This is a genomic window from Paenibacillus alba, assembly GCF_013204855.1.
Classification (GTDB): Bacteria; Bacillota; Bacilli; order Paenibacillales; family NBRC-103111; genus Paenibacillus_E; species Paenibacillus_E alba.
On sequence record NZ_JABMKZ010000003.1, the window covers coordinates 59,493 to 76,658 of the forward strand.

A 17,166-nucleotide genomic window follows, 5' to 3' on the forward strand; every position below is an offset into this window, starting at 1 on the left:
AGTTAAAACGGAGGTGTAATCGATGGGACTGTTGTTGGATTCCATAAAGCTTATTAATAAACAAACAACGATATCCGATTTGACGCTTGAACATACATTTACGAAGCTGGAGCTTTCCTCGAACATACATGGCTCGGGAGCGGGATCTCAGATCCAATCGCTCGCACACGTCAACAAAAAACATTAATCCAAAGGTGGTAGCGGAAATGAATCGTACAAATATTTCTTATAATGATGTTCCTGTTGTCGTGAATTTGATCGGCACCGATCTCAAGCTGATTCCATCCTTGTTGTCCGCTCTAAAGCATAACAAAATTACGTTGGGAGCGATTCATAATCCACCGCTGCAAATTGATTTATTCAGCTCCGAAGCGCTTCTTTATTCCGATGACGGCGATAAATTTCGGATTCCTATTTTTTGATTCAGGTGGTGAAACCGTGGAATGATACTATCTACCAAACCAGTCAACTGGAGGTGCATGATCCTAAGCAGGATGAGATGTGCCTCTTTTTCGTTTCATCAGCATGCTAACTAAGGAGGTATTTGGATGAGAATCGAGTGGACTTTTGCGATGAACCAGCCGTGGACGCTTGATCGCGTTTTGGATTTTGTGGACATCGCGAATCGGTATTCTTGCCAAATTTATGTCGGAACTCAAGGCAAAATGCTTAATGCAAAAGGGCTGTTGGGGATCGTTTCCTTGAGCCTCTCCCTAGGCGCACAGTCTTCTATTGTATTACAGGTAGACGGCACAGATGCACAGGAAGCTTTCGATCAGGTGTCGATTTATTTGCAAGGTGGTGAATATGTAAGACCCGAGATGTTTTCCCGCAGTTTGTAGCCGCATAAGTCAGAGAGGAAGTTTATTAGGTATGAATATCGAAAACATTGAAGCTTTCGTCTACGTTATCCATTTCAATAGTTTCAACAAGGCAGCAGATGCCTTGTTCTTATCTCAGCCATCGGTGACGGCTCGCATTCAATCGTTGGAGCGAGAGCTTAATACGCTGCTGTTCGAACGGGAAGGCAGGAATTTCTCGATAACCGAGAAAGGGAAACAATTTCTGCCGTATGCGCAGCAAATTCTTCAGACCTACAAGAAAGGGAAGCAGCAGCTGCTTAATTTGAGTGCAGCCCCCAATGAGCTGAGAATTGGCAGTACGGTGTCTGTGTCTAATTATGTCATCCCTGATATCCTTCCGATTATTAAGAAAAAGTATCGCAATTTGCAAATTAAATTAACGACAGCGCCGACGGAAGTTATTCTGGAGAAGCTGCTTAATAAAGAATTAGATATCGGATTTGTTCGCAATGTGACTCATCCGTATATTGACTGCACAGGGTTTTATGAAGATCCGATTCGGCTATTCGTCCATCAAGGTCATCCTTTTGTGGAGAAAGAACAGATCACGATTGAAGACGTAAGCAGGGAGGCGCTCGTTTTTTTCGAATGCGGATCTTTGGATTGGATGAAAATTCATCGACTGTTCGCTACGCTCGACCATCCGCCGAATATCGATTATCACATTGATAATCTGGAGACCGCTAAGAAGCTGGTTGCCAAAGGAATGGGAATATCTTTTTTGCCGGAACTGTGCGCGCGCAAAGAAGTGAAGGAAGGGGTGCTGGTACCGATCCACGTTCCCGCACTTGGAGGCTTATCCCTTCGTACAAATTTGATTTCATTAAAAGATTCTTCGATGGATTTCTCACCGCTCTGCGTAGACGCGCTGAAACAAATTATCTAGAAAATTAGTGCTGTATAGAACAATTCTATCCATCAATAGAACATCCTAATTCCAAATTGACCGCACTGGGGCACGGTGATACATTAATAAAGTATTAAAACCGACAAAACCAATTGGAATTATAAATTATTGAATCGAAGAACCGATTTGTTCGTTGAAAGAGACGCTCTAATTATCCGTATTCATCTAAGGAGGAATCTCAATGTCCACAAGAAAACAACTGAAGCTCGGCGCCATTATTCATGGTGTTGGTGGGAATATGTCATCTTGGAAGCACCCTGACGCGATTGTTGATGCCAGTGTGAACTTTAAGTATTACAAACAGCAAGCTCAGAAAGCAGAGGAAGGAAAATTTGATTTATTGTTCATCGCCGATGGGCTGTACATTAATGAGAAATCAATTCCTCATTTCTTGAACCGGTTTGAACCCATTACGATTTTATCGGCTTTGGCGGCTGTAACCTCCAAAATTGGTCTTGTTGGCACATTGTCCACTTCGTACAGCGAACCCTTCACGGTTTCGAGACAGTTCTCATCGCTGGATCATATCAGCAGCGGCCGAGCAGGCTGGAATGTTGTGACATCCCCGCTTGAGGGGTCCGCGTTGAATTACAATAAGAAGCTTGAAGACCATCCGGATCATCCCAAGCGCTATCGCATTGCTTCCGAATATCTGCAAGTGACGAAGGGCTTGTGGGATTCCTGGGAAGATGATGCGTTTGTAAGAGATAAACAATCCGGCCAATTTTTTGACTCGCAGAAGCTGCACCGTTTGGATCATAAAGGTGATTTCTTTTCCGTGCAGGGTCCGCTCAATATCGGAAGATCGAAGCAAGGCAGACCGGTTATTTTCCAAGCGGGATCATCCGAGGATGGTAAAAACTTGGCGGCCAAAGAAGCTGATGCCATTTTCACCGGACAGCCGACAGTGGAGGATGCCAAGCGTTTTTATGCGGATGTAAAAGGCAGAGCGGCAGGCTTCGGACGAAATCCGGATGAAATCGTTGTGATGCCGGGTATCGGTCCTATTATTGGGGCGACAGAAGAAGAAGCGGAGCGTAAATATCAGGAAGTCGCCAACTTGGTGACGATTGAGGAAGCACTGGCTTATCTCGGACGTTATTTCGAGCATCATGATTTTACGCAATATGACTTGGATGTCCCATTCCCTGAATTAGGTGAGCTAGGCAAGAACAGCTTCCAAAGCACAACGGACCGCATCAAGCAAAATGCCAAAGAACAGGGACTTACTTTGCGTCAAGTTGCGCTGCAAGCGGCAACGCCGCGTCCGCTTTTTATCGGTACACCGGTGCAAATTGCCGATCGACTTCAAGCCTGGTATGAAAGTGGCGCAGCGGATGGATTTATCGTAGGTTCAGGAGTTCCAAACGGGCTGAATGATTTCGTCGATTTCGTGATTCCGATTCTGCAAGAACGTGGCATTTATCGGACGGAGTATGAAGCAGATACGCTGCGCGGAAATTTGGGTCTGCCTTTCCCAACAAATCGCTATGTGAAAGAAAAAGTAACTCATTAATGTGCTTGTAATTCCGACTTAGCTGATATGTATTGTTGTGAATGTGAAGGAGGAGATCGTGTGGCACTACAAAGGAAATTAAAGCTTGGAGCTAATATAAGCGGTGTCGGGAATAGCATGTCACTGTGGAGACATACTGAGGTTGCGAATGATGCAAGTGTTAATCTGGATTATTACAAGCAGCAAGCGCTGAAAGCAGAGTCAGGCAAATTGGATTTTGTTTTCATCGCAGATGGCTTATATATCAATGAGAAATCAAATCCACACTTCCTAAATCGCTTCGAACCGCTTACGATTCTTTCGGCGTTGGGTGCAGTGACCTCGCAAATCGGTTTAGTCGCTACCTTATCGACCTCTTATAGTGAGCCGTTCACGGTTGCCAGACAGTTCTCATCGTTGGACCATATCAGCGGGGGACGTGCCGGATGGAATGTCGTGACATCACCTCTGGAGGGATCAGCCAACAATTTTGGCAAAGGCGAGCATCCAAGCCATGCCTTGCGTTATCAGATCGCAGATGAGTATGTTCAAGTTGTTAAAGGGTTATGGGATTCTTGGGAAGATGATGCTTTTGTAAGGGATAAACAATCCGGTGTTTTCTTTGATCCTGATAAACTGCATACCTTGAATCACAAAGGTCGATTTTTCTCGATTCAAGGCCCTTTGAATATCGGTCGTTCCAGACAGGGGCATCCCGTTGTTTTCCAAGCCGGTTCATCTGAGTCCGGCAGAGATTTGGCGGCCCGAACTGCTGAAGCCGTATACACGGCGCATGAAACTATCGAGGAAGCAAAGCTGTTCTATCAAGATATTAAGCGCAGGGCAGCGGCGTATGGCCGCAATCCCGAGCAAATTCTTATCTTGCCGGGGATTAATCCGGTTATCGGTCGAACGCAGGAAGAAGCAGAACGCAAGTATCAAGAAGTTGCGGATCTGGTAACGATCGAGAGCGCACTGGATTACTTGGGTCGCTACTTTGAGCACCACGATTTCTCGCAATATCCGCTGGATGAGGCTTTTCCGGAATTAGGCGATTTAGGGGCAAACAGCTTCCGGGCCACAACGGATCGAATAAAAGCGGAAGCGAAGGAGCTTAACTTGACGCTGCGTCAAGCAGCGCTTAGAGCGGCAACGCCACGAGGGGATTTCCATGGAACGCCGGAGGCGATTGCCGATTTGGTGGAAGCATGGTTCAGGGAAGAAGCGGCGGACGGTTTCGTTATTCGTACAACGATTCCCAAAGCGTTGGATGATTTCGTGGATTTGGTCGTGCCCATTCTCCAAGAACGCGGCATTTATCGCACCGAGTATGAAGCGGATACGCTACGAGGGAATTTGGGGCTAGCTACTCCGGTGAACCGCTATGCCAAAGAGACCGTTAACAACTAAACGGATATAGATATATAGGGGAGTGTTCTATTTTGAGGAAAGTGAAGAGATTGGTTAGGTTAAGCACTTTGGCATTAGCGTTGATAATTGGATTAACCGGGTGTGGTTCAGCGAATAAAGAAAGCACAGATGCCTCATCTTCGTCGAAGTCTGATACGAAGCAAGCGGCTGTTGCCGGCGGGGAGCTTACTTTTGCGCTGGCGACATCGCCGGATACATTAGATCCGCATCGCAGCGGTCTTGCTGTAGCGGTTCGCGTGCTTCGCACGATCTATGACAGTTTAGTTGTACAACTGCCTGATGGTTCGATTAAACCTTGGCTTGCAACCGAATGGACGGTGGCTCCTGATGGACTGAGCTACACGTTCAAGCTGCGCAAGGATGTGAAATTCCATGACGGAACGCCGTTTAATGCGGAGGCGGTCAAATTCAGCTATGATCGCATTTTGGATCCGGCAACGAAAGCAGCGAATTCGGTCGCTCTGATCAAGCCTTACAAATCGTCGGAAGTCATTGATGATTATACGATAAAAATAAATCTGGAAACACCGTCCCGGGCGTTCCTCGGTAATTTGAGCCAAGCCTTGCTGGGAATTGTATCACCAACGTCTGCCAAGAAATCCGGGGATCAGTTTGGCAAGAATCCGGTAGGGTCAGGACCTTTTACTTTCGCGAAATGGGAAGAAAACGCAACGATTCAAGTGAAACGCAATCCGGATTATGCGTGGGCGCCTGAATTAGTGGAGAACAAAGGGAAATCTTATCTGGATCAAATTACGTTCAGTATTGTTCCGGAAGAAGCCACACGAATCGGCAGTGTGCAGAGCAAACAAGTGCTTGCCGGTGAGACTGTGCCTCCACAGAACGTTGTATCGTTGAAGTCCGATGCAAGCCTGCAAGTGCTGCAAGTGAATACGACGGGATTACCCTATACTTTGTTTATTAATCAGCGTAAAACGCCTTGGGGCGATGTGAAAGCCAGACAAGCGCTGCAAGCGGCTATTGATGTGGATGCGATTGTCAAAACATTGTACTTAGGCACTTATGCTCGCGCATGGTCGCCGTTGTCTCCAGGTGTTGTCGGTTATGATGCTTCCTTAGAGAACGGAATCAAGCCGGATGCTGCTAAGGCGAATAAATTATTCGACGAGCTTGGCTGGGTGAAGGGGGCGGACGGTATCCGCGTCAAAGACGGCAAAAAGCTAACACTGCATTATGTAGACGGCTCGCCGAACCGGGAGAAGCGCAATGATATTGCCGTGATGATCCAGCAGCAATTGAAGCCGATTGGCGTTGTCGTCGAGGTTGAGATTACGAAGGATACCGCGAACGTGGTGTATACCAAAGGCGAGTATGATATTTATGGCAACAGCCAGGTCAACTCGGATCCGAATGCGCTGTATGCGTTCTATCATACAAGTGATCCGAAGGCTCGACCTAGCTTGCCCGGTTTAACTGATCCGCAGGTGGATAAATGGTTGGAGCAAGGGGCAATCGAGAATGACGACAAGAAACGCGTGGAGCTGTATAAGCAAGTTCAGAAATCAATCATTGATCAAGCGGCCATCATTCCAATCTATGTGTTCCCGTATACGGTAGCCGCATCCAAAACGGTGAAAGGATTGAAATTCGATCCTCTCGGCTATCCGCTCTTCAACGATGCGTTTATCCAAAAATAATCAAAAGAGGAGCTAATCGCGATGGGCAGGATAATAACAGAACGGCTTGTAGTTTCCTTGCTAGTCATTCTCGGTTCCTTAGTTCTTGTTTTCAGCATTCTCTACCTACTTCCGGGAGATCCTGTTCTCTCCATGATTGATCCTTCCTCTATGACACCGGAGGCGATTGCGAATTTAAGGCACCAGCTAGGACTGAATGAGCCGTTCTATATCCAGTTTAGCAACTACTTTCTAGCCATCCTTCATGGTGATTTCGGGAAGTCCTTGCTTAACAGCGAGCCGGTGCTGCCCAAAATTATGAAGCATCTGCCAGCGACCTTGGCATTAACGTTAGCGAGCACTTTGATTTCAACCGTCGTGGGTGTAGGGCTTGGGGTGCTTTCAGCCATTCACCGCAACCGTCTGATTGATGTCCTCGCACGCATTGTTGGTTTGTTCGGAATTTCGATGCCAACCTTCTGGTCCGGTATTCTCTTGATCCTTATTTTCTCCGTATCCTTGGGCTGGTTCCCGGCGATGGGATCCAAAGGGCTGATTACGCTCGTTCTGCCTTCACTTGCACTCGGCTTTGTAGGAGCTGGTTTTATCGTCCGAATGGTTCGCAACTCGATGTTGGAAGTGATCAATGAGCATTTCATTGTAACGCTGCGAGCCAAAGGATTGTCAGAGAAACTAGTGATGTACCGCCATGCCCTTCGCAACGCTTTAATTCCAGCGGTGACGATTATCGGAATCCATATCGGAGATCTTCTGGCAGGAACCGTTGTTATCGAAACGGTGTTTTCAAGGCAAGGGATCGGCCGAATATTAGCGGACGCGATTATGTCCAAGGACTTGCCCGTTGTTCAAGGGGTTGTCTTTTTCTCAGCTATCATCTATGTCTTGGTTAATTTGCTTGTTGATATCTCTTACGTTTTCATTGATCCCCGAGTTCGAAGAACACAATAAAGCGTGAGGAATCACCTCAGAGAGGAGAATAATCATGAAAGAAGCCGTGTCCACAAGGGCTGTCTGGCACAAGGGGAACTGGCAGCTTCGCTTTCCCAAAGCAACCCGCAAGCTGAATCCTTCGGAAATCCTTGTGTATCTCGCTGTTATCGTGACTTTAGGCATCATTGGCTGTGCGGTTTTCCCGCAATGGATTGCGCCGTATGCGCCAACGGCGATGCTGACCGATCAGATACTGCAAGCGCCGAGCAAAGCTCACTTGTTTGGAACAGACTATTTTGGCCGAGATATCTTTAGTGTTGTTGTTTATGGCAGTCGCGACTCCTTGTTTATCGGTTTTGCTTCTGTTCTAACAGGAGGTCTGATCGGAGGCATCATTGGTTCCGTATCCGGTTATGTAGGTGGCGTGATAGACACGATTTGTATGAGAATTATTGATGTGCTGATGACGATACCTGGCATTCTGCTGGCTTTAGCTATCGCTGCTGCGCTGGGACCTCATCTATTCAACTTGGTTTTTGCTGTAGCCGCAGCTTCGATTCCACAGTATGCCAGAGTCATGCGAGGCCAAATTATTAGTATTAAGCATCGTTCCTTCATCACGGCTTCACGCTCTATCGGCGCTTCTGAGGTGAGAATTTTTTTCCGGCACGTTCTGACCAATGCTTGGTCACCGCTTCTGGTCATGTCGACCATTGGATTAGGGTCCTCCATCTTGATTGGAGCTGGCTTAAGCTTCTTAGGCTTAGGCGTGCTGAAGGAAATTCCGGATTGGGGAACATTATTATCCCAAGGCAGAGGTTATTTAACGGTTGCCTGGTGGATATGTACGTATCCAGGTCTTGCGATCACCCTATTCGTCCTGTCGGTCAATCTAATCGGAGATAAACTGCGCGATGCCTTGGATCCGAAACAGAGAAAGTCATAGCGGGGAGGCAGACATGTGAAGCAATTGCTTGAAATTACAAATTTAAGTGTGGAATTTGCTTCCAAACAAGGCGCGCTTAAGGCTATCGAGGACGTGTCTCTGACCATTGGCGAAGGGGAAACAGTGTGTCTTGTTGGCGAATCCGGCAGCGGCAAATCGGTCACTTCGAAGTCCGTGATGCGCTTAATCGATTATGAGAACGGGAAAATCGCCGGCGGGAGCATCTGGCTTGACGGGGATGACTTGACTCGATTGCCGCAAAAAGAGCTGCGAGCCTTGCGTGGTAAGAAGATGGCGATGGTTTTTCAAGAGCCAATGGCTGCTTTTGATCCTGTCTTTACTGTTGGGAGCCAAATTATGGAGGTTATCATCCAGCATAAGCAAGGCGACCGGCAGCAAGCATGGGAAAGGGCTGTGCATTTATTGCAGCGTGTCGGCATTCCTGAGCCGGAAATACGGATGAAACAATATCCAGGAGAAATGTCAGGCGGGATGCTGCAGCGGGCGATGATTGCCATGGCACTTGCTTGCGGGCCGCAATTGCTTATCGCAGATGAGCCAACGACTGCGCTTGATGTCACGATTCAAGCGCAAATTCTGCACTTGCTGCAAGAACTGAAAGCGGAATTCAACATGTCCATTCTGCTGATTACCCATGACATGGGGATTGCCGCCGAAATGGCGGACCGTATTATAGTGATGTATGCCGGTCAGGTCGTGGAACAAGCTACCGTTCAGCAGTTATTTACGAAACCGCATCATCCGTATACGAGAGGTTTGCTTCGTTCCATTACTACGATGGAGAGTGATCGTTCTTCCCGGTTATTTTCCATTGAGGGCACGATCCCTCCGTTATCCGATTTGCCTGCTGGCTGCCGCTTTCATCCGCGCTGCCCTTATGCAACGGAACGTTGTGAGCAGGAAAGCCCGCTGCTGCAGCTAGTGAATGACCGGTTAACGGCATGCTGGCATGCGGAAGATCTGGTGCAACGCGAAGAGTGGCAGCCGCAAGCTGGAACACAGGAAGCTCCTGTCATAGCTCAAAGCAATTCGGACGCTGCGACAAGTCATCCAGACGCCTTGAGAGAACAGAGATCAGCTCGCGAGACGCTTTTTGAAGTGCAAGGCTTAAGTAAGTTTTATCCGATTGGGAAAGGCAAGCTTCACCGTTCAAAGGCAGCTATTCGCGCTGTGGAAGACGTTAGCTTTCATATTAAAAAAGGCGAAACATTCGGTCTGGTCGGAGAATCGGGCAGTGGAAAGTCGACTTTGGGCAGAGTGCTGCTGCAACTGGAAAGAGCGACAGAAGGCAGCGTTCGCTTTGACGGCCAGGATTTAGCCAAGCTTTCAACCAAAGAGCTGCGGGCGGCAAGGCGAGATATGCAGGTCATCTTCCAGGATCCTTACGGTTCAGTGAACTCGCGCTGGCGGGTTGGCGATATTATCGGAGAGCCTTTTGATATCCACCATACGCTCAGTCAAGCCGAGAAACGCGAGAAGGTGGAGCAGTTATTAGAGCTAGTTGGTTTAAGCCGTTCCAGCTATGATCGGTACCCTCATGAGTTTTCCGGCGGTCAACGGCAGCGTATTGGGATTGCCAGAGCGATTGCCCTGCAGCCGCAATTTATTTTGGCAGATGAGGCGGTATCGGCTTTGGACGTTTCCGTCCAAGCCCAAATTATTAATTTGATGCAGGATTTGCAGAAAAAACTAGGCTTAACGTACCTTTTTATCGCTCACGGCTTGAATATTGTGCGCCATATTTCGGATCGTATCGGTGTTATGTATTTAGGCAAATTGGTCGAAATCGCACCGAGTGAAGAGCTGTTTCTTCATCCTGCCCACCCCTACACGAAGGGGCTGCTTTCCTCAATTCCTTCGTCTGATCCGACTAGGAAACGCGAGTGGCTGGCGATAGAAGGTGAGATACCTTCTCCGGCTAACCCTCCGTCAGGGTGCCGCTTCCATACCCGTTGTCCGGCAGCAACTGCCAGATGCAGAGATGAGCAGCCTGAGCTGGTCCAAATCCGGGACGAACACTGGACGGCATGTCATTATCCTTTGTAAGTTGGTAAGAGATTGTACATAGCAGTAAGACAGGCATATAACGGGGGAGGCCCGTTTTCTTTTTCGGTTTAATACATAGTTAACTCATTGGAATAATGAAGTATAAATTTGATTGACACAAAGGAGAATTTTTCTTATGAAAAAAATAACCGTACTTTCATCCCTTATTCTTACAGTAGCATTCGCAGCAGGCTGTGGCGCGCAAACGAAGACAGCCGGCACAACACCCGCAGCCTCGGCCGCTGCGACAGCTTCCGCAACAGGCACGCAGGCAAGCGCGGCAGCACCAAAAGCAGTTAAAAAAATTGTAGTAGGGACCGGAACGCAATTCCCCAACATTTGCTTTATTGATGACAAAGGCAATCTCACTGGATACGATGTAGAGCTTGTTAAAGAAATCGATAAACGATTGCCGGAATATGAATTTGAAATAAAGACGATGGAGTTCAAAAATCTTTTGCTCAGTCTAGAAACGAATAAAATCGATTTCATTGCCCATCAGATGGAAGTGAACGACGAGAGAAAGCAGAAATTTCTTTTTAATGATGAAGCCTACAATATTTTCCCTAACAAAATCATTGTTCACAAAGACAATAACACCGTGAAATCGATCGACGATCTCAAAGGCAAAAAGCTGCTGGTAACGGCGACGAGCAACGCGGCAGTACTGGCCGAAAAGTATAATAAGGAACATAATACCGGCATTAATATCATCTACACAGGAGCAGGGGAAGATGCCAAAACACTCATTAAACAAGGACGCGCTGACGCTTCCATCAGCACCCAGTTTGCGATTGATTTCGTCAACAAGTCGGTGGATGCCCAGCTGAAAACGGTGGGTGACCCATTATCCAACTCCAAAGTGTATTTTATTTTGCGCAAGGATGGCGAAGAATTGAAAAAGAAAATTGATGAGGCAGTGAAAGCGATCAAAGCTGACGGTACCCTAAGCAAATTAAGCACGCAGTGGCTGGGAGCCGACTATACTGTGGGGAATTAGATGGGAAAGTCATTCGATATTTCACTTGTTGTGGAGTTTCTTCCTAAGCTGCTGGTTTACTTGCCGTTAACCTTGCTCATTTTGGTTGCTTCTCTGGCATTAGGTCTCATTTTGGGCACGCTTATTGCCTTAACGCGTCTATACCGAATTCCGGTGTTAAACCAGATCTCCATCGTTTATGTTTCGTTTATCCGGGGGACGCCGATTTTGATTCAGCTGTTTCTTGTCTTCTATGGACTGCCGATGCTGCTGGAGATTTTCCATATCAACATATCGCGATGGGACCCGATCTATTTCGTCATTATCACGTACGGTCTTAGTATAGCTGCTTTTAAATCTGAAAATATCCGCGCTGCGGTCAATGCTGTCGATAGGGGACAGACGGAGGCTGCTTATTCGGTAGGGATGACCGGCCAACAATCCTTTACGCGGATCGTAGTGCCTCAAGCGCTGCTGATTTTCTTTCCTAACTTTGCGAACTCGGTGATCGGCTTTCTGAAAGATACGTCGCTAGCGTTTTCCATCGGCGTCATGGATATGATGGGACGGGGGCAAACCTTAATTGCAGCCACGGCGCACACATTGGAAGTGTACCTTAGCCTAACGATTATTTATTACGCAACGGTAATTATTTTGGAAAAAGTATTTAAGATAACCGAGTTCAGACTGCAAAGACATGACCGTCCGTTAACGGGGTGAGGTGAGAAGATGAAAATCGATATTTATTTTATTTACACATCATTTTTCGAGATTTTAAAGGCGCTGCCGCTGACGCTGGTGCTTACCTTTATTCCGCTTGTCATTGGCTTTGGCATTGGCTTATTGACGGCATTTGCCCGCATTTATAAAGTGAAGTATATATATCGATTGCTGGATTTTTATGTATCTTTTCTTAGAGGGACGCCGATCCTGCTGCATATTTTCGTTATTTACTTCGGTCTCCCGCTCATCATTGATCGATTATCCGCTTATTGGGGATGGAGCTTCAAATCGTCTTCTATCCCGTCGTTGCTGATCGTATTGACGGCGTTTTCGATCACGGCAGGGGCTTATATGTCGGAAATTATACGCTCAGGCATTCTCTCCGTTGATCGAGGTCAAATTGAAGCGGCCTATGCCATCGGGATGTCCACCCCGCAAGCGCTTTGGCGAATCGTGGCCCCGCAGGCGATAGGCGTCATTTTACCTAACTTATGCAACATTTTTGTAGGCTTTTTACATACGTCTTCGCTGGCCTTTACTGTGTCACAGATGGAACTGCTCGGCAAAGCCAGTATCGTTGCTTCTGTCAGCTTGAAATTTCTGGAGGCTTATATTGCTGCTGCTTTCATTTATTGGGGACTGACCCTGCTTGCGGAAAGGCTTACGGCCTTTTTGGAGAAAAAAGTTACAATCTATAATCGTGGCGGTGTTGTATGATTGGAGGAAAAAGAGGTGAGGACATATACCAACCTCATATGATGTGATTATCATTGGCGCTGGGTCGATGGGGATGAGTGCAGGGTATTATTTGGCAAAAAATAAGGTGAAAGTGCTGCTCATCGATAAATTCGATCCTCCGCATGTGTCCGGCAGTCACCATGGGGAAACCCGATTAATTAGGCATGCCTACTCAGGCAATGCGGCGTATTCGTCGATGGCGCTAAGGGCGGATAAACTGTGGACGGATCTCGAACAAGCAAGCGGGCAGCGGTTGTTAGTACGGAGCGGCGTCCTGAATATGGGAGCAGCGGAGTCTGCTAATCTGGGAAATAAACGACAGACAGCGGCTGCTTTTGGATTAAAGGTTGAGCTGCTTGCCGCGGATGAAATCCGCAAACGCTGGCCTGGTGTCAATCCCCCCGATAATTATGTGGGACTGTATGAGGAGGAGGCCGGTTATTTGCAAAGCGAAGCCTGTGTGCGAGCTTATCGTCAGCAGGCACTCGCCGCAGGTGCCAGACTTCTGGTCAACACGCAGGTGTCCAAAGTTAACGTAGGGAGCAGCGGGGTGACGGTACATACCCTGGACGGTACTTACCACGCAGATCAGCTGATTGTATCGGCAGGGGCTTGGTTCAGCGAGCTGGCAGACCTGATCGAGCTGCCGATTCGTTCTGTCCGCAAAGCGGTAGCGTGGTTCCAATCCGATGAATCCTTGTATGATTCGGCCAGGTTTCCGGGATTTACGTTTGGCGCGGAGCATGGCGGGTTTTATGGTTTTCCAAGCATTAACGGCTCTGGTGTGAAGATTGGCCGGCACGATGCTGGGCAGCTTTGGAAGCCGGGGCTGCCTTTCGAGCCATTTGGTCATTATGCGGACGATGAGAACGATCTAAGGCGCGCGCTGGAAGCTTTTCTGCCGCAGGCAGCTGGGAAAGTCGTTCGCTCGGCAGTTTGCAAATACGAAATGACACCAGACGAGGACTTCATTATTGATCATCATCCCAAATATAATCATGTGCTTGTTGCGGGAGGCTTCTCTGGGCATGGCTTTAAATTCGCCAGTGTCGTTGGTGAAATATTATCGGAGCTGGCCCAAGAGGGTACAACGGCTTTCGATATGTCCTCTTTTGCGATATCCCGGTTTCAAGAAGAGAGAGCTGTGTAGAGATAGGAGTGGTGAGTAAATGAGCGAAATTTATCGCCTAGCAACAATCGAAGACGCTGAGGAACAATTCAAAGTGATCCATGACGCTTATGCTTCGATTCGTGAGTTAGGCATAACGTTTAAAGCAGCGAATGCGGATATCGAGGTTATACGTGAGAATTTAGCGGCGAATACGAGCTATGTATTGGAGATCAACGGTTCAATTGCGGCAACCCTTTCCTTGAAAAACCTTCCCGAGCTGACAGATCTGCCTTTTCTGTATTGGTTTGCTGTCGCCCCGGCTTTCAAAAATCAAGGAGTCGGCAACCGGCTGCTTGCCTATGTGGAGGAGGTTATTGTCCGAGATACGCTGCTGGCTGCGGGCGTTGTGCTGGCAACGTCCAAGAAGCATCCGTGGCTGCTTCCGATGTATGAGCGCAAAGGCTATGCCGCCTTTTTTGAAAGACCGCTGGGGGAAACCGATACTTTGGTTTTTATGAAAAAGACGTTGTTCTCGCATGCAGATATCGCGCAATAACAGAAAAGGAAACAGTCGTGTGCTCCTGCATGACTGTTTTTTGCTATTCTGTGCTTCATTATGTTACAGTTAGTTTAGAGGTGATTTAGATGTTGAAATTGGGGATATTGGACCAATCACAAATAGGAGAAGGACGCACGGCTGCACAGACGCTGGTTGAAACGACAGAACTGGCTCAAGTTGCAGATGAGCTTGGTTATACACGGTACTGGGTGTCTGAGCATCACGCATCACAAGCACTTGCACATTCCAGTCCGGAGGTGCTTATCGCTCATCTAGCAGCCAAAACGAAGCGAATTCGCTTAGGCTCCGGCGGTATTATGATGCCTCATTACAGTGCTTACAAAGTAGCGGAAAATTTCCGCTTGCTTGAGGCGCTGCATCCAGGCCGTATTGATGTAGGACTTGGGCGCGCACCTGGGGGAATGCCCATCTCAACGAGAGCTCTCCAAGAGGGCAAGTACACTAGCGTTGATCAATACCCGCAGCAAGTAGCGGATTTGACGGGCTATCTCCACGATTCGCTGCCAGGGAATCATCGTTTCGCTGGGCTGCACGCATCGCCTGTCATTGCTACAGCACCTGACGTTTGGCTGTTAGGCTCTTCCTATGACAGCGCCAGAATTGCCGCTGATCAAGGGGCTGCTTTTGGCTTTGCGCAGTTTTTTGGCAATGCCGATTGCGAGCAAGCACTGCGTATCTATCGTGAGCACTTCAAGCCTTCGATCTTGAATGACCAAGCTCATTCGCTGGCGGCTGTCCTGGTCATTTGCGCAGATACGGAAGAGGAAGCCCAACGACTGGCGACGAGCACGGATTTGTTCTTCCTTTCGCTGGGCCGCGGCGCGCTGCTGCCGTCTTTTCCCTCGGTGGAGACCGCGATGAATTATCCGTACACAGAGTCGGATTTGAGTCTTATTCGCGGACGCCAGCATAAGCGGGTTGTTGGTACGCCGGAGCAGGTGAAAGCGGAGCTGCTGAAGCTGAATGAGGCGTATCAAGCAGATGAAATTATGGTTGTTTCGCCGATTCATGATATCCAAGCGCGCGTCCATTCCTATCGCTTGTTAGCGAAGTCATTCGAGCTGCAAGGATAATGGCGCTCGCTTTCAGCGACAGCACGACACCGGTCCTATGAATAGCTGCAGTAAATATTTGCGTTTTTTGTCGTCTGCCTTTACACTTAAAACAAAAATGGAGTGGTGAAATGAGTAAAGGCAGAGTGTGGAACAAAGGAAAACGGAATGGCGGCGGCGGACCGGCGCCTGGAACAAGCTACAAAGAAAAGCTGGCGGCTACCTTGCACGAAGAGGGCAAGTCCGTTGAAATTATTGATCTTAAGAATCCGATAAATCAAGTGAAGCGGATGAATCGTGATAACTGGGTCGAGCGTCCTGTACGTGTGACAGGGCAGAAGCCCAAAGTATAGGGAAGCTCTTCCGCTGATGAGTTCTATAGAAAACAGCATATTGGATAAACAAAGGAGCTAAGCGGCTTGTACGCTTAGCTCCTTTGTTTATTGTAATCACTTTGGTAAGCATCTTGGGATGATAGCTGTCCCAACCACCACCAGAGTAAGCGGAGTCAAAGGTGGCATCATTTAGATGACTCACTGCTGCATTAACGACGTTAACGAGGTGATTTTGAGGAATTGGCAGGCAAAGTTCTCAGAGTGATGATCCTCTAGGTGGGCGGATTTTGCATTTCACTGGATAAACTCCAGTCAAAGTAGCATTTCCTCTCCTCCTTCCGAAACCCGATAACACTGGAGTTCTTCCAGTGGAATTTGGGTTTGCTCCTCTAGGAAGGCATTTTTTTGGCATTTCACTGGATAAAATCCAGTCAAAGTAGCAGTCCACCTTCCCAAACCCGAAAACACTGGAGTTATTGCAGTGGAATTTGGGCTTGCTGATAAAGCGCTGGAGAAAAGCGAAGCAAGACATGGACGCGGAAGAATGTTGCTGCAGCAATTAGCTAACTGGCAGTATGCGAATCCAAATATCCGTCGCTGTTTCATTTCTATCCCAGCAGTTCTTTGGCTCCGTTCATGACTAAGGGCATAGTCTGTTTAACGAATGATTCGGGACTTGTTAGACGCCCCTCATTGTTCCAAACGTAAGCCGTCCCATACATCCCCCAACTTAACAGGATAGAAGCTGTATTTATTAAGAATTGCGCGTTTGGTCTCGATAGCATCTCGTCTTTGTCTATAAAAGAAAGAAGTATCGTTTGAATTTTTTCCTTTATTTGAATTTCGAATACATGTCCAAGCGATTTATACCTTCTTTTGCACATAGTGCTTAGACCCATGTGAAAATCGCATACGCCGAGAAAAATACTCTGAATTGTTGCTTCATTCAATACTTCATGACCGCTTATTCTACGATTTATGATTGTCATAAATGATTCCATTAGTTTGGCCTCAAGAATTTCGAATTTATCTACAAAGTGCGCATAAAAAGTCGCTCTGTTAACAGTAGCCCGCTCTGCAATATCCCTAACGGTTATCGATTCAAAGTCTTTTTCCTGTATTAATGAAGCAAAAGCGTCTTGAAGGAGTCGCCGTGTACGTATCACACGAGGATCAGCTTCATTCTTTTTAATTGTCATGGTTAAGATCTCCTCAATAAAACGACATTATAGAAATGGTGTTGTCTATACAACGGTTTATGGTTATTGATGATTGCGTACCATTCGGTTGTTATTATAACATATAAAAACAACAAGTGTTGTTCAAGCGACACTTGTTGTATTGAAACAAA

Annotated in this window: 18 protein-coding genes; 17 read left to right on the forward strand and 1 reads right to left on the reverse strand. The window is 47.4% G+C overall.

Features of this window, described 5'->3' with window-relative positions:
* Positions 1–22: 22 nt before the first annotated feature.
* The 17 genes from HQN90_RS03810 to HQN90_RS03890 all read left to right on the forward strand — a co-directional run bounded on the left by HQN90_RS03810 (position 23) and on the right by HQN90_RS03890 (position 15,833).
* On the forward strand, positions 23–187 hold the full coding sequence (locus tag HQN90_RS03810) for a hypothetical protein (RefSeq protein ID WP_173216553.1): 165 nt from the start codon (positions 23–25) through the stop codon (positions 185–187).
* A gap of 19 nt (positions 188–206) precedes the next feature.
* The gene (locus tag HQN90_RS03815) at positions 207–422 is read left to right on the forward strand and encodes a hypothetical protein (protein WP_173216554.1); all 216 of its coding nucleotides are present in this window, start codon (positions 207–209) and stop codon (positions 420–422) included.
* Positions 423–548: 126 nt separating this feature from the next.
* Positions 549–842 carry an HPr family phosphocarrier protein gene (locus HQN90_RS03820; RefSeq protein ID WP_173216555.1) on the forward strand — a complete coding sequence of 98 codons (294 nt, stop codon included), beginning with the start codon at positions 549–551 and terminating at the stop codon, positions 840–842.
* Positions 843–873: 31 nt separating this feature from the next.
* A complete protein-coding gene (locus HQN90_RS03825) occupies positions 874–1,749 on the forward strand; it encodes a LysR family transcriptional regulator (RefSeq protein WP_173216556.1) in 876 nt (291 codons plus the stop codon).
* A gap of 202 nt (positions 1,750–1,951) precedes the next feature.
* A complete protein-coding gene (locus HQN90_RS03830; protein WP_173216557.1) occupies positions 1,952–3,286 on the forward strand; it encodes an LLM class flavin-dependent oxidoreductase in 1,335 nt (444 codons plus the stop codon).
* A 60-nt stretch (positions 3,287–3,346) separates the two neighbouring features.
* Positions 3,347–4,675 carry an NtaA/DmoA family FMN-dependent monooxygenase gene (locus tag HQN90_RS03835; protein WP_173216558.1) on the forward strand — a complete coding sequence of 443 codons (1,329 nt, stop codon included), beginning with the start codon at positions 3,347–3,349 and terminating at the stop codon, positions 4,673–4,675.
* Between the two features lie 32 nt (positions 4,676–4,707).
* On the forward strand, positions 4,708–6,354 hold the full coding sequence (locus HQN90_RS03840) for an ABC transporter substrate-binding protein (RefSeq protein ID WP_173216559.1): 1,647 nt from the start codon (positions 4,708–4,710) through the stop codon (positions 6,352–6,354).
* Between the two features lie 21 nt (positions 6,355–6,375).
* The gene (locus HQN90_RS03845) at positions 6,376–7,302 is read left to right on the forward strand and encodes an ABC transporter permease (protein WP_173216560.1); all 927 of its coding nucleotides are present in this window, start codon (positions 6,376–6,378) and stop codon (positions 7,300–7,302) included.
* A gap of 34 nt (positions 7,303–7,336) precedes the next feature.
* Positions 7,337–8,230, forward strand: coding sequence for an ABC transporter permease (locus HQN90_RS03850; RefSeq protein ID WP_173216561.1), 894 nt, complete (start codon positions 7,337–7,339; stop codon positions 8,228–8,230).
* A 15-nt stretch (positions 8,231–8,245) separates the two neighbouring features.
* Positions 8,246–10,297 (forward strand): dipeptide ABC transporter ATP-binding protein, encoded by a 2,052-nt coding sequence (locus tag HQN90_RS39250; protein WP_173216562.1) that lies wholly within the window; start codon positions 8,246–8,248, stop codon positions 10,295–10,297.
* Between the two features lie 136 nt (positions 10,298–10,433).
* On the forward strand, positions 10,434–11,297 hold the full coding sequence (locus tag HQN90_RS03860) for a transporter substrate-binding domain-containing protein (RefSeq protein WP_173216563.1): 864 nt from the start codon (positions 10,434–10,436) through the stop codon (positions 11,295–11,297).
* Positions 11,298–11,996, forward strand: a complete 699-nt coding sequence (locus tag HQN90_RS03865) for an amino acid ABC transporter permease (RefSeq protein ID WP_173216564.1) — start codon at positions 11,298–11,300, stop codon at positions 11,994–11,996. It begins immediately after the preceding gene.
* Between the two features lie 9 nt (positions 11,997–12,005).
* A complete protein-coding gene (locus HQN90_RS03870; RefSeq protein WP_173216565.1) occupies positions 12,006–12,716 on the forward strand; it encodes an amino acid ABC transporter permease in 711 nt (236 codons plus the stop codon).
* A 25-nt stretch (positions 12,717–12,741) separates the two neighbouring features.
* On the forward strand, positions 12,742–13,887 hold the full coding sequence (gene solA / locus HQN90_RS03875; protein ID WP_476739321.1) for an N-methyl-L-tryptophan oxidase: 1,146 nt from the start codon (positions 12,742–12,744) through the stop codon (positions 13,885–13,887).
* Positions 13,888–13,906: 19 nt separating this feature from the next.
* On the forward strand, positions 13,907–14,404 hold the full coding sequence (locus tag HQN90_RS03880; protein ID WP_173216567.1) for a GNAT family N-acetyltransferase: 498 nt from the start codon (positions 13,907–13,909) through the stop codon (positions 14,402–14,404).
* An 89-nt stretch (positions 14,405–14,493) separates the two neighbouring features.
* A complete protein-coding gene (locus HQN90_RS03885; RefSeq protein ID WP_173216568.1) occupies positions 14,494–15,501 on the forward strand; it encodes an LLM class flavin-dependent oxidoreductase in 1,008 nt (335 codons plus the stop codon).
* Positions 15,502–15,611: 110 nt separating this feature from the next.
* The gene (locus HQN90_RS03890) at positions 15,612–15,833 is read left to right on the forward strand and encodes a hypothetical protein (RefSeq protein ID WP_173216569.1); all 222 of its coding nucleotides are present in this window, start codon (positions 15,612–15,614) and stop codon (positions 15,831–15,833) included.
* Between the two features lie 590 nt (positions 15,834–16,423).
* Here HQN90_RS03890 and HQN90_RS03895 read toward each other — a convergent pair.
* Positions 16,424–17,014 carry a TetR/AcrR family transcriptional regulator gene (locus HQN90_RS03895; RefSeq protein ID WP_173216570.1) on the reverse strand — a complete coding sequence of 197 codons (591 nt, stop codon included), beginning with the start codon at positions 17,012–17,014 and terminating at the stop codon, positions 16,424–16,426.
* Between the last annotated feature and the right edge of the window lie 152 nt (positions 17,015–17,166).